Here is a 12,942-nt window from a genome sequence, read left to right as displayed (position 1 = left end):
CGATCGATCGCGGATAAAAGCCGGACGATCGCGGCGGCTGATGATTTCGTCGGTCGACGATATGATCTAGACTTCTGGCCGACTGTCGCGGCCGGGCCCCGGGCGCGGCTGCACCGGGTCGACGAGATGACGATTGCACGATTGGCTCGATTTCAGACGTTGCAGACTGGATTGCCGACTGTCCTTCCGCCCGATTTGCGCATCTATGCGGTCGGCGATATTCATGGGCGCGCCGACCTCCTCGACACGCTCGCGCGCCGGATCGAGGACGAGCGGCCCTCGGCGCCGAGCGAGACGCTGACGATTTTTCTCGGCGACTATATCGATCGCGGCCTCCAATCCGCGACCGTCGTCGAATGGCTTAGCCGCGGCGAGTTTCCGACCCCCTTTCAGGCGCTGCGCGGCAATCACGAAGAAGTCTTGCTGCGTTTCCTCGAGGATGATTCGGTCCTCGAGAGCTGGCGCAAGTTCGGGGGGATGGAGACGCTCCATTCCTATGGCGTGGACGTCTCCTCCGTCATGCGCGGCAAAGGCTATGAGGAGGCGCGCCGCGCGCTGGTCGCGCGCTTGCCGGCTCACCACCGGCGATTCATGGCGGAGACGCCGCTGACGGCGCGCTATGGCGACTATTTCTTCTGCCATGCGGGGGTGAAGCCGGGCGTGCCGCTCGACGAGCAGAAAGCCGACGATCTGCTCTGGATCCGGGAGGAGTTTCTGAGCTTCCGTGGAAGCTGGGAAAAGATGATCGTGCACGGCCATACGCCCGTCTCCGAGCCCGACATCCAGCCCAATCGCATCAATGTCGATACCGGCGCCTTCGCGACCTCTATCCTCACCGCTCTGGTGCTCGAAGGAGACAGTCGCCGCATGTTGTTCGCGGGCCCCGCCTGACCGCGCCGAGACCCATGCTCGGGCGGCTCGAGACGGCGTCCTGGCTGGACGCGCGCCGCCGCAAATTTCGCGCTGCGGCGCAATTCGTCCGCCGGCGCTGGGCCCCGCTCGTCGGCGCGACGCTTCTCGCTCTCCTCGCCGGCGCGCTCTTCATCGCATCGGCGACGCCGCTCTATACCGCCTCGACGCAATTGCTGATCGAAATGCGCCACGACCGCGCGATCGGCGCCGATGCGATACTGACCCACGCGCAGATCGGCAGGCAGACGATGAAGAGCGAGATCGCCGTCATCAAATCCGCCGCGCTGCTGCGGCGCGTCGTCGAGCGAGAGCGGTTGAACGACGACGCCGAATTCGGCGCCGCCTCGACCGCAGCGACGATCGATCGCCTCAAGAACGCCCTCGCCGTCGCGGTGCCGCGCAACTCGCCGGTGATCAAGATCGCCGTCACGTCCGCCGATGCGGCGAAAGCGGCGCGGCTCGCCGACGCCGTGGCCGACGCCTATCTCGTCGACAAGCTCGACACGCGGCTCGAGGCGGCGCGGCGCGCCTCCGCCTGGCTCTCCGACCGGCTCGTCGCGCTGCGGCGGCAGTCGCGCGAATCCGAGGAGGCGCTGGCGCGGTTTCGCGCTGCGACGGACGCCTCGGCGACCGCCGATGGAGCCAATATCGACCCCGAGCAGCGCGGGCGTCTGGCGCGACGAGCGGCGGGCGCGCGGGTGGAGGCGGCCGAACGAGAAGCGCGCCTCGCGCTGCTGCGACGGATCGAGGCAAATGGCGGGAACGCCGCCGATCTCCCCGGCGTCGGCGGCGCGATCACGGAGCTGCGCCTGCGCGCGGCGCGTCTCTCCCGACAGGAGGCGGAGCTTCGCTCGCGCTACAACAGAACGCACCCGTCGGTCGTCGCGCTTCGCGCCCAGATCGCAGAGGTCGATCGCGCCATCGCGGCGGAAGCTCGCCGGCTCTCCGTCGGCGTCCGCCACGAGCTCGCGCTCGCCGAGGGAAGCCGCGAGGCCGCCGAGACGACGCTGCGCGAAATTTTCTCGGCCGACGATCGCGGCAAGTCGGAGGCGATCACGCGAAACGAGCTGGAGCGCGCCGCCGCCGCCGACAGAACGCTGCTCGACGACACGCTGCGCCGCGCGCGAATGGTTCGAGAGCAATCGACCTATGAGCCGCGCGAAGCGAGGATCATTTCGCCGGCGCTCGCGCCGCGCGCTCCGTCCTGGCCCGACAATGGACGGACCATGCTGATCGCGCTCGCGCTCGGCTTGCTCGTCGGCCTCGGCGGCGCCTACGCCTGTGACTTGACCGACACCGGCTTCACGACGCTCGCCCAGATCGAGGCGACGCTCGCGCTTCCCCTTCTGGCCTCGATCCTCGAGACGCGTGCGCGCGCCGCGCCGAATCTCGCGGACCAGATCCGTGCGAAACCACTTTCGCGCGCGAGCGAAGCCTGCCGCACGCTGCGCAGCGCGATCACGATGAGCGATGTCGACGATCCGCCGAAACTGATTCAGATCGCCGCGACCGCCCCGGGAGAAGGCGCGACGATGATCGCCGCAGCGCTCGCGGCCTCGGCCGCGCAATCGGGCCTGCGGACGCTGCTGGTCGACGCCGATCTTCGCAATCGGACCGCATCGCGCCTTTTCTCGGCCGACGAAAAGCCCGGCCTCGTCGATCTCCTCATCGGCTCCGCCGGGCCGAGCGAGACGATCGTCTTCGATGAAGAGCGCGGAACATGGGTTCTACCGGCTGGCGGCGAAATACAGAACTCGGCCGATCTGCTCGCATCCGAGAAGATGAACGGTCTCCTCGCCGCTTTGCGTCGTCGGTTCGATCTCGTCGTCGTCGACACGCCGCCGATCGGCCTCGTCGTCGATCCGATCATCGTCGCCGGGCTCGTCGATAAGACGGTTCTCGTCATTCGCTGGGCGGCGACCCCGCGCGCGAGGGTCGCGCATGCGATCGAACGTCTGCCGGATCGCGGCAAGATCCCAGGCGTCGTGTTCAATCGCGTGATCGAAGCGAAAGCCCGGAAATACGGTCAATACGCCTATTCCCGCTATCACGGCGGCGGCGCTTTCGAATCCTATCACGTCGAGTAGACGCGTCAGGCCGGGGCGGCCGCCTTCCTGACCGGCGCGCCGCGCTTTTTCGGCGCGGACAGAATTTTAGCAGCGGGCTTGCGGCCGAGGCCGAGCGATTTCGCCAGGGCCGAGCGCTGCGCGGCGTAATTGGGCGCGACGATCGGATAGTCGCTCTTCAGATCGAAGGCGGCGCGATAGTCTTCAGGCGTCAGCTTGTGCTCGGCCTGCAGGTGCCGCTTCAAGGATTTGAACGGCTCTCCGCAACAAAGGCAAGTAATCGCGTCGGGGCTGACGGATTTCTTCACCGGAACCGACGGCCGCCATTGTTTGGCCCCGGCCTCCGCCGGCTCGACATCGTCGCCGCCGAAGGCCTTTTTCACGGCCGCGATGACAGAGGGAAGGTCCATAGGAGCAACAGTATTATTCGAAAGATAAGAAGAGAGTATCTGCGCGACGAGCGCTTTGTCTTCGGCTTCGGACATGATGGTTTCCTCGGCGTTCGAATCTTTTCTATTGGAGCCGATATCGTTGTCGATTGCAATCGGCGACTTCCCTCTCGAGGCGACGTCCAGCTCGAAGAGACGCACGTCGAATAACGCGCGCGTTTTCGAGATAGAGGTCGGCGGCGCGTCGAGTCTGAATATTGCAGAACGACCGGCGCCGGGGTCGGCCCGATGCGCGCGGGCCGCGCCGCGCCCGGACAGCGCGAGCCGGAACGGCGTCCGCCAGAGGTCGCCCTTCGTCATGGACAGTGGGATGGCTCGAGGCGGCTCGAGGGACGATGGAGGGAACCGAGCGTGGGGAATCAGGGGCCCGGAATGGTGGGCGCGACAGGGATTGAACCTGTGACCCCTACGATGTCAACGTAGTGCTCTCCCGCTGAGCTACGCGCCCCCGGCGCCGACGGGATGCTTCGTCCGGCGCGAGTGACGCTCGTATAATGGCTGTCGGGCCGAGGCGCAAGCGCCGTTCGAAACCTTTCCGCGCATGGCGCCGCCGGGCGGGCGAATCCGAGGAAATTTTAAGATTTCCTTCCGCGAACAGGGCCTTTGGGCGAAATATTTCACATCCCTGCGACCGCGCCGCCTCTTGCAGGGCGATGAATTCGTGTCACACTGGCGTCGTCCTTCTGTCATGAACCAAAGGAGGCGCCGTATGTCGCTACAGACCCATCTCGTCGAGCTCGAACGCCGCCATCAGGCGCTCAAGAAAGAGATCGAGCAGAAGCAGCATCATCCCCGAAACGACGATTCGAAGCTCCACGAGCTGAAGCGCAAAAAGCTTCAGCTCAAAGACGAGATCAACAAGCTGCGGCAAGGCGTCAGCCTGCATTGACAGCCTTCGAGAGGTCTAGCGTCGAGGCGGAGAGCATTCTCCGCCTTTTTTTATGCGCCGAGCCCTTTCCGCTCCCGTGGGCGCCCGGCTTGCTTCGACGCGAGGCCCGATGCATCAATTCTCAACGCGAGAGCGACGACGCCCATGCCCCCTTCCCCGCGCTATCGCGCCGAAACCCTCCACGCCTCGCTCGGCGACGGCTTTTTCGACCTCGTCGAGCCCGCGCGCTTTCCCGCGCATATTTTGCGCTATCGCAACCAGCGCTGGGCCGAGCGCGTCGGCCTCGACACGCTGACCGAGCCGGAATGGATCGGCCATTTCGGGCGTTTCGAGCCCCTGCCCGGCGGCTTTTCCAAGCCGCTGGCGCTGCGCTACCACGGGCATCAATTCCGCACCTACAATCCGGACATCGGCGACGGCCGCGGCTTTCTGCTCGCCCAGCTCCGCGACGCAGGGGACGGCCGGCTGCTCGATCTCGGCACGAAGGGCTCGGGCCGCACGCCCTGGTCGCGCCAGGGCGACGGAAAGCTCACGCTCAAGGGCGGCGTGCGCGAGATTCTCGCCACGGAAATGCTGGAGGCGCTCGGCGTCGACACCTCCAAGAGCTTCAGCCTGATCGAGACCGGCGAGCCGCTCTATCGCGGCGACGAGCCCTCGCCGACGCGCTCAAGCGTGCTGACGCGGCTCTCGCATTCGCATATTCGCATCGGCACGTTCCAGCGCCTCGCCCATCTCGACGATCAGGCCGCGCTCGGTCGGCTCATCGACCATTGCGTCGCCCATTATTTCCCCGAGCTCGCCGACGAGCCGGCGGACAGCCGCGCTGGCGCCTTTCTGGAGCGCGTCACCGCGCGCGTGGCGCGGCTCGGCGCGCGCTATATGGCGGCGGGCTTCGTCCATGGCGTGCTGAACTCGGACAATATCAACATCACCGGCGAGAGCTTTGACTATGGCCCGTGGCGATTCGCGCCGCGCTATGATCCGCAGTTCACGGCGGCCTATTTCGACGACAGCGGGCTCTACGCCTTCGGCCGTCAGGTGGGCGCGCTGGGCTGGAACCTCACCCGGCTCGCCGAGACCATTTTGACGCATGTCGGGCTGCAGCGGGCGGACCAGGTTCTCGGCGGCTATCAGTCCGTCATTCAGCGCGAGTTCCAGCTCGCCCTGCTCGACCGGCTCGGCCTGCTGCCGGCCGACGATCCGGCGCAGGACGCCGCGCTCGCCAAGAGTCTGCTCGAATTTCTCGGCAAGACGCAGGCGGCTTTCGAGCAGACCTTCTTCGACTGGCGCGGCGGGCTGGCGAGCCGCGAGCGCGCCGCCGCGAGCCCGCAGGCCGCGGCCTATGACGCGCCGGAATTCGCCGGCCTGCGCGACGCGCTCGCCGCGCATGAGACGGCGCCCTCCGCCAATCTCGATCATGCCTATTTCCGTCGCGCCATCCCCTGCACTATGCTGATCGAAGAGGTCGAATCGATCTGGGCGCAAATCGCCGAACGCGACGACTGGAGCGCGCTCGACGACAAGATCACGCAGATCGCCTCGATGCGCGAAGCCTATGCGCCGGCGCCCGCCGGAGGATGACGTCCGGAAGATGAGCCGCTCGATCTGCGCCTGTCTGTTTCTCGCTCTCACGAGCGCCGCCGCCGCCAAAAATCTGCTGATCGAGAAAATTCCGCCGAGCGGCGCCTGTTTCTTCCGCCGCTATGACGAAGCGCATCTTCGCGAGCATCCCGGCCAGACCGTCGTCTCTGCGCGGATCTCGCTTCGTCGCGAGCTTTCCATCACGCCCGAGGACGCGCGCGAGCTGCGCATCGAATTTCGTCAGAAGGGCCACGCCAAGCCTTTCTATGTCGTCGGCGGCTGCGCCTGGAGCGACGAGGCCAATCGCGACGTCCATGGCGTCCGCCTCGTTCAGTCCTTCCGCAAGGACGCCGCGGCTCGATGCATGGCGCGCGGCGGCCTCGGCGCCGCGGCCGAGGACGGCGGGGACTTTCCGATCGACCTCGCCGATGATGGCGCCTCGGTCACGCTCTACATGGATGAAGGCGTGAGCGGCTGGCGCGGCCCGGACCAGAAGAAAAAACCGACCACACTGGAGCTCGCGCGCCAAAGCCGGGTGTTCCGGCTCGAGCGCGTCGACCCCGCCGCCTGTGTGGAGCTGAACCAAACCATAGCGATCGACTGAGGTCGGCGGAAATATTGCGCCGATCCGCATTGGGACTTGAAGATGAACATGATGCGAGGCGATAATCCAGCGTCACGATTCGCCATAGCGCGGCGCTCGGGCAGGTTGCCGAATGGTCGATGAGCTCAACGAAGTCGAATGCAACGCGATACGGGTCGAAGTAGAGCGCCTGAGGCTCGAGCATCGGGACCTCGAGGATGCGATCGACGCCCTTCTATCGGTCGGCGCCGTGGACCAGCTGCAAATTCAGCGGCTGAAAAAGCGAAAGCTGCTGCTGCGCGATCGCATCGCTTTTCTGGAAGACGAGCTCACGCCTGATATTATCGCGTGAGCGGCGCCACGAAGCGCGGCGCTATTTCCACATTCTGAGGCCGACCGCGACGACGAGCGAAACCACCGCGACGATCGCGACGACCGCCACGAGCCTCACCGTTTCCTTGCTTTCCTGGGCGCTCCCCATACGGTCCTCCGCCGTTATTTTTCAATTTTGGCGAGCCTATGCCTGTTCAAGAGAGATACAATAAGTCTCGATGCGACGGAACAGCGCAGTATGGATCGCCGATTTGGCGCGCGACCTCGTGGCCGCCCCTCGATAAATCGATATCACATTTACGTCCGAGGATAAAAACCTCCGCCACGCAAGATCGAGACTTCTCCGCAGGCGCCGTCCGAGCCCGAGCGATCTCGCATCGCTCCCGGCGATCGGCGCGGTTGACAGGCCGACAGGAAGACGCTCCCATCGGCTTGCCTCGCGACGCAGCCGAACCGATACCCGCCGCGCTCCGATGGGGCGAGGCGAGATCACAGTCGGAGGCGTCCATCATGGGTCGAAACGAGCGGGGCCGCAAAATATTTCTGGCGACCCATCGCATTATCGGCCTTTTCGCGGGCGCGATCCTCGTCCTCATCGGGCTCAGCGGCAGCGTGCTCGCCTTTCGCGAAAACATAGACGAATGGCTGAACGCGCCGCTCATGCGCGTGGAAGCGCCGGCTCGGCCGTCGTTGCGCCCGCTCGACGAGATTCTCGCCGCGGCCACAGCGGCGATGCCGGCGGACGGACGGCCGGAGCGCCTCACGCTCCCGCGTCATGCGCATGCGGCCGCGATCGTGAGCTACATGGTCGAGACCGACGATCTCGACACTTACTTCCACCAGCTGTTCGTCGATCCCTATACGGCGAAGGTCACCGGGAGCCGCTTATATTCGCATGGCGACGATGTGCTTTCGCAGCCCTTGGTGCAGATCGTCATGGCGTTTCACTGGACGCTGCTGCTCGGCGTGAACAACGCCTATCTCGTCGGCGCGATCGGCCTTCTGCTTTTCCTCTCGATTCTCATCGGTCTTTGTCTCTGGCGGCCGCGCTATGGCGATTGGCGGCTGGGTTTGACGATCAAATGGGGCGCGAGCCCGGAGAGGATCGCCTATGACGCGCATAGAAGCGTCGGCGTCTATTTCGCGCTTCTCCTGCTCGCGACGCTTGCCACCGGGGTCGCGATGATCTTCAAGCCGACGACGCATTCACTGGCGACGCTGCTCTCGCCTGTGCGTCCCGAGCCCGATTATGGAAAATCGACTCCGATCGCCGGACGGCCGCCGATCGGCCTGGACGCCGCCGTCGCGATCGCGGATCGAGTCTTCCCCGCCGGGCGGCTGCATTGGATACTCCTGCCGAGCGGCGAGGATAGCGTCTATGTCGTCGGCAAGCAATCGGATGACGAGCCCAACCGGACCAAGACATTCCGCAATATCGGCGTCGATCGCTACAGCGGCCGCGTGCTGCAGGTGCAGGACCGGGACGATTTCACCACGGGCGAGCGAGTCTTGGAATGGCTGTTTCCGCTGCATTGCGGCGAGGCCTTCGGCGCGCTCGGCCGCTCGCTCGTTCTGCTGACGGGGCTCACGCCCCTCCTGCTCTATGTGACCGGATTTCTGCGCTGGCGCCACAAGCGCCGCGCGCGCCGCCGCCCGGCGACGCCGATATGAGCCGCGAGCGGCGTCACTGGCCCACGGAGATCGGCATTTTGATCAAATCCTCCTCGCCCTTGCCGTCGCCGAAAGCGAGCTCGAGGACATAGTTCCCTCTGTGGTCGACCGAGGATTCCAACGTCACGAAGCCGGCCGGACGCGGCTTGGACGGCACGGCGGTCAAAAGCTCCGCGGCGCCCTTCGGGTCGGTCTTGAAAAAAGAGAGCGCGACCGATTGGCTCCTCACATCTTTCTCCATGAGCGTGACGGAGAAAATGACCTTTCCCGTTCCGGGGAGCCGATCACAATATTCGGCATATTTGCTGAGGTCGTTCGTCGGCCCTCCGGCGCTCTGTTCCGAATCCGCGAGGAAATAGGTCGTCAGCCGCGCGGAGTAGAAGTCGCTCACCTTGAGGCAATTCGCCATTGTGCGATCACCCGCCTTGACGGCCGGCCGATAGAAATGCGCGTCCAAAAAATCATTCCAATATAATTTGAACGACGGCCCCCAAAAAGAATAAGAGAAGGCGGCGACATTGCCGCCGGCGATCAGAATGACGGCGAGAAACAACATCAGATTCATCCGGCCGTTCGGGCTCATCGTCGCTGTTTCCTTTTTCCATTGTCGAGCGGCTTTTCTCGTCGCGTGAAGACGGCCGCTCACCTTCGCGCCTCTCAGGGCAGCACGTCGAAATCCCAGGCGCCGCTGACGAGATGGCCGTCGGCCGACAGCGCGCGATAGCGAACCTTATATTTGCCCGGGGTCAGCGGATCGACGCTCACCGAGACATGCGCGGGATCGGAACGGTCGATCGCCGCGTCGCGCTTGTCGACACGCTCGCCGGAGGCGCTGATCACGGCCAATGCGGCGAAGGCGTCCCTGATGCCCGCATCGTACCAGACATCGACCTTGCCGATATTTCCGACGGCGACGCCGTCCTGCGCCGGAGAGGTGCGCACGACGATCGCATGGGCGAGCAGAATGGGTCGCTCGGCCCGCGGCGGCGGCTGCGACGGCCCGAGCAGGCCGATCGCCGACGGCCCCGCAAAGTGTGGCAGGATACGCGCAGCAGGCGGCTCCGCGCCGCCTTCCCGCGCCGATGTGGGCGTCGCGCCTCCGATCGCCGAGCAGAGCAGAAAAAGCGCGCAGCCGCGCGCGAGGCTCGGCCGGGCGATTGCGGGTCGACAGTGATTGCGATCGGGAGCCGCGGCGCGAGAGATCATGGTTTCCGTTTGTCTTGCATCCATCGATGCTAAGCGGCCTCTCGAGCTCGAGCAAGGGGCCCCGTCCCACTTACGATTGTGCAGCGCAGCGCCCGACGGCCGCCCGGCAGGCAAAGCCGCCCGCGACCTTGTCAACGCCGATGCGATATGCACTATCGCCTTTTCGTGCATACGTCTCCTTGTCGCCAGCCGTCAAGGGAGTCGACAGGAATGGGAGTCGACAGGAATGGCGCCTTCGCCGATCGCTCTGCTCATCGTCGTTCTCCTGTGTTTCGGCGGCGCGGGGGCGAGCGCCCATACCGCCGATATTTCCAGCAGCCGCATCGTGCCCGAAGGGAACGGCCATTATCGCGTCGATGTCGGCTTCCTGGGCGCCGACATCGAGCGCATGTTCACCGAGAGCAAGCCGAGCCAGGCGGATGTCGATCTCACCGAGCCCGGCGTGATCGAGGCGATGATCGGCAAATTCATTCAGGGCCGCGTCGCGATGCAGAACGAGGACGGCGCGACCTGCCCGAGCGAGGTTGTCTCGGTGGGCGCGGACCCTGCCAATCCGCGCGATTCGAAAGTCGTGCTGCGCATGGATTGCAGCGCCGTCGCGGGCCAGATCGTCTACAATCCCTTCAAGCTGCTCGAGGCGCAGGGAAAGCGCGCCAAGCATCTCGTCAGCATCGGCGAGCGCGACGCCGGGGAGCGCCTGACCGAGGCGCAGCTCCAGGGGCTGGAGCCGGCGCCGGGCGAGGTGATGATCTTTCCCGGCGACGCGATGGTCGATCTCTCCAAGCCCCTGCTGACGCCCTGGGAGCTCGCGCCGAAGTTTTTCGCGGCTGGGATCGAGCACATCATGACCGGCTACGATCATTTGTGCTTTCTCATAGCGGTGATGCTGTGGGCGACGCGCGTCTTGCCGGTGGTGAAGCTGGTGACGGCCTTCACCGTGTCGCATTCGGTCACTCTGTCATTGGCCGCGCTCGGGCTCGTCGATCTGCCGAGCCGCTGGGTGGAGATCGCGATCGCGCTGTCGATCATCTATGTCGCGATCGAGAATTTCTACACCTGCAAGATCGAAGGACGTTGGCGCGACACATTCGTCTTCGGCTTCATTCATGGTTTCGGCTTTGCGAGCGGCCTCATCGAGATCGGCGTGCCACAGCGCGCGCTGGTTCCGGCGCTGGCGAGCTTCAATCTCGGCGTCGAGGCCGGGCAGATCGGCGTGGTGCTGGTCGTCCTTCCGCTGCTTCTGGCCTTCGACAGGTTATTCACCCATGGGCTGCGCGATCCGCGCCTGGTGCGCGCCGGCTCTGCCGTCATCGCCTGTTTCGGCGCCTATTGGCTGTTCGAGCGGGCTTTCTAGCATTGGCCCAGGGCCGAACGGCGGCCCGGCGACGCCGACTCTCGACCGCATCATGGCGAGGCTGCGCGCATTGCAATACGGAAAATTACCTATATAACGTTCGACATTCGATTGCCGCGCGCGCGGTCAAAACTGCGCCTGTATTCGCGCCGGGCGACGCATGAAATGTAAAAAACAGAGTTGAATATGCTAGAGAATTTCACGCAATTTCAGGATGGTAATTTTTCGGCGGGCGAGGACATCGGTCGCGCGACCGGCAAGAGGCCCGCCTGCGACCTGCCATTGGTGAGCATCGTCATCACCAATTACAACTATGGCCGCTTCCTGCTCGACGCGCTCAATTCAGTATTCGCTCAGACTTATCCGCGTATCGAATGCATCATCGTCGATGATGCGTCGAACGATGACAGCGACGTCGTGCTCGAATCGATTCGACGCAGGACACCGCAAGTCAAAATAGTCCGCCATGAAGAAAATTTGGGGCAGACCGCCGCCTTCGGGACCGGCTTCGCCGCGAGCTCCGGTGAATACATCGTCTTTCTCGACGCCGACGACATGCTGCTTTCGACATTCGTCGAAACGCACATCTTCGTTCATTTTTCGCTGCGGACGGCGGTCGGCTTCACCTCTTCGGATATGTTGCAATCCACGAATGGCGGCGTCGTCAGAACGTCGTGGAGCGCCTTCAGCGACTACATCGCGTCGGGACGTGGAGTGCGCAAGGAGCGCCTGCGCTCCATCGACCTTTCCTCCGACCTCTGGCCATTCGAACGAGCGCCGCTGAGCAATGTCGAATCCCGTGTTCATTTCGTCGACGCGCATGCTTGGGAGGATTGGATTTATGCGCCGACCTCTGGAAATTGCTTCAGGAAAGATGCGCTGACACTGTTCCTCGGCGACCGTCCTCGCATGGATCTGCGATTTCACGGCGACACCTATCTCAACAAAGGCGTGCGTCTGCTGAGCGGCGTCGCGCTCATCGACGCCCCCCTCACCATCTATCGAATTCACGGCGGAAATGGATTCGCGAGCCACGCCGAGCTCTGCGGGGTCCATAGCTCTGATCCGCAGAAGGCGTTCAATGCGGAATATATCGCTTGGCGCGCCGTCGTGGATCAGATTGTCGACGATGTCGATACGCTGGCCGAGCGCCTCGGCGTGGATCGCTATGTCAGCGCGCTCGTCTGCCTGCAGAAATCCTATGTCGCGCACCCCGACTTTCGGCAGCCCGAGAGCCTCACGCGCTATATCGAAACGCGCATAGCGGCGCAGGCGGACGCTATTCGAGCCTGCCTCGGCGCGGATGGGTTCGAGATGTTGTCGAGAAGTGTGCGACGCGCCCGCAAACGCCAAATCGGTCCGAAAAGACGCGCTCCGAGAGCGTGGGTGAGACCCGCGGCCGAGCTTTGCCTGACCTTCGGACGCTTGCTCAGCCTGTCGGCGCTGATGAGAATCGGCGATCGGCTCTGGCATTTCTGAGACCGAATTCGCGCGACTGGACACGGCAGCGGATTTTTTATTTTCGATCTGGCGCGCCGGCCAGGATAAAACTTTGAACACATATATAATTGAATTCACGTTGTAATCTTTTCTCCTTAGAGTCGGACTCGAAATGTTTACGTTTTGGCTCAACCCCTTGCGATGCGTCGGGTGAGGGTGCGGATGTTGGCGACGAGCACCCAGGCAACGGCGCTGGCGATTGTGGCTTCGAAGTCTTTGGCGAGGCGACGACAGCGTCCCAGCCAAGCGCAGGTTCTTTCGTAAGCGGTGCGGCCGTGCCACACCGATCGGCTGTGGACGGCGGGGGCTGGGCAGTTGACCTCTGATCGGAGGGATGGCGTCGTGCTTTTGAGGAGCGACGCCGATGACGATCGAAGACCAGCTTCGGGAGCGGTTGC

At 64.2% G+C, this 12,942-nt stretch carries 12 protein-coding genes, 1 tRNA gene and 1 pseudogene; 9 read left to right on the top strand and 5 right to left on the bottom strand.

All coding sequences use genetic code 11. The features are described 5' to 3' along the window. Positions 1-141 precede the first annotated feature (141 nt). Together VIF40_RS20870 and VIF40_RS20865 are read left to right on the top strand one after the other, a co-directional pair. Entirely contained in the window at positions 142-891 is a 750-nt protein-coding gene (locus tag VIF40_RS20870; protein WP_331939444.1) for a metallophosphoesterase family protein, read from the top strand. 14 nt (positions 892-905) lie between these two features. Beyond that, positions 906-2,999, top strand: coding sequence for a GumC family protein (locus VIF40_RS20865; RefSeq protein WP_331939443.1), 2,094 nt, complete (start codon positions 906-908; stop codon positions 2,997-2,999). 5 nt (positions 3,000-3,004) lie between these two features. On the opposite strand, the gene VIF40_RS20860 is transcribed toward VIF40_RS20865, so the two are convergent. Both VIF40_RS20860 and VIF40_RS20855 read right to left on the bottom strand, forming a co-directional pair. Beyond that, positions 3,005-3,463, bottom strand: a complete 459-nt coding sequence (locus tag VIF40_RS20860; RefSeq protein WP_331939442.1) for a MucR family transcriptional regulator — start codon at positions 3,461-3,463, stop codon at positions 3,005-3,007. A gap of 337 nt (positions 3,464-3,800) precedes the next feature. Continuing rightward, positions 3,801-3,875: transfer RNA gene (locus VIF40_RS20855), tRNA-Val, on the bottom strand. A gap of 261 nt (positions 3,876-4,136) precedes the next feature. Here VIF40_RS20855 and VIF40_RS20850 point away from each other — a divergent pair. The 5 genes from VIF40_RS20850 to VIF40_RS20830 all read left to right on the top strand — a co-directional run bounded on the left by VIF40_RS20850 (position 4,137) and on the right by VIF40_RS20830 (position 8,484). Then, entirely contained in the window at positions 4,137-4,316 is a 180-nt protein-coding gene (locus VIF40_RS20850) for a YdcH family protein (RefSeq protein WP_331939441.1), read from the top strand. Between the two features lie 144 nt (positions 4,317-4,460). Continuing rightward, positions 4,461-5,897 (top strand): protein adenylyltransferase SelO, encoded by a 1,437-nt coding sequence (locus VIF40_RS20845; protein ID WP_331939440.1) that lies wholly within the window; start codon positions 4,461-4,463, stop codon positions 5,895-5,897. Positions 5,898-5,907: 10 nt separating this feature from the next. Further along, positions 5,908-6,501: a hypothetical protein gene (locus VIF40_RS20840; RefSeq protein ID WP_331939439.1), complete on the top strand. Its 594-nt coding sequence runs from the start codon at positions 5,908-5,910 to the stop codon at positions 6,499-6,501. Positions 6,502-6,613: 112 nt separating this feature from the next. Continuing rightward, positions 6,614-6,832, top strand: coding sequence for a YdcH family protein (locus VIF40_RS20835; protein ID WP_331939438.1), 219 nt, complete (start codon positions 6,614-6,616; stop codon positions 6,830-6,832). A 491-nt stretch (positions 6,833-7,323) separates the two neighbouring features. Continuing rightward, positions 7,324-8,484: a PepSY-associated TM helix domain-containing protein gene (locus VIF40_RS20830; RefSeq protein WP_331939437.1), complete on the top strand. Its 1,161-nt coding sequence runs from the start codon at positions 7,324-7,326 to the stop codon at positions 8,482-8,484. A gap of 13 nt (positions 8,485-8,497) precedes the next feature. On the opposite strand, the gene VIF40_RS20825 is transcribed toward VIF40_RS20830, so the two are convergent. After that, the gene (locus VIF40_RS20825) at positions 8,498-9,067 is read right to left on the bottom strand and encodes a hypothetical protein (protein ID WP_331939436.1); all 570 of its coding nucleotides are present in this window, start codon (positions 9,065-9,067) and stop codon (positions 8,498-8,500) included. Between the two features lie 74 nt (positions 9,068-9,141). Beyond that, a complete protein-coding gene (locus VIF40_RS20820) occupies positions 9,142-9,690 on the bottom strand; it encodes a copper resistance CopC family protein (RefSeq protein WP_331939435.1) in 549 nt (182 codons plus the stop codon). Between the two features lie 226 nt (positions 9,691-9,916). Between VIF40_RS20820 and VIF40_RS20815 the strand changes: the two genes are divergently transcribed. Together VIF40_RS20815 and VIF40_RS21590 are read left to right on the top strand one after the other, a co-directional pair. Beyond that, positions 9,917-11,044: a HupE/UreJ family protein gene (locus tag VIF40_RS20815; protein WP_331939434.1), complete on the top strand. Its 1,128-nt coding sequence runs from the start codon at positions 9,917-9,919 to the stop codon at positions 11,042-11,044. 186 nt (positions 11,045-11,230) lie between these two features. Continuing rightward, positions 11,231-12,523, top strand: a complete 1,293-nt coding sequence (locus VIF40_RS21590; RefSeq protein WP_414684839.1) for a glycosyltransferase family 2 protein — start codon at positions 11,231-11,233, stop codon at positions 12,521-12,523. 149 nt (positions 12,524-12,672) lie between these two features. Here the strand turns inward: VIF40_RS21590 and VIF40_RS20805 are convergent. After that, positions 12,673-12,816 (bottom strand): annotated as a pseudogene (locus tag VIF40_RS20805) (IS5/IS1182 family transposase); the annotation flags it as partial. Positions 12,817-12,942: the final 126 nt, after the last annotated feature.

The organism is Methylosinus sp., assembly GCF_036560965.1.
GTDB lineage: Bacteria > Pseudomonadota > Alphaproteobacteria > Rhizobiales > Beijerinckiaceae > Methylosinus.
This window is presented reverse-complemented; position numbering and strand designations above follow the sequence as displayed.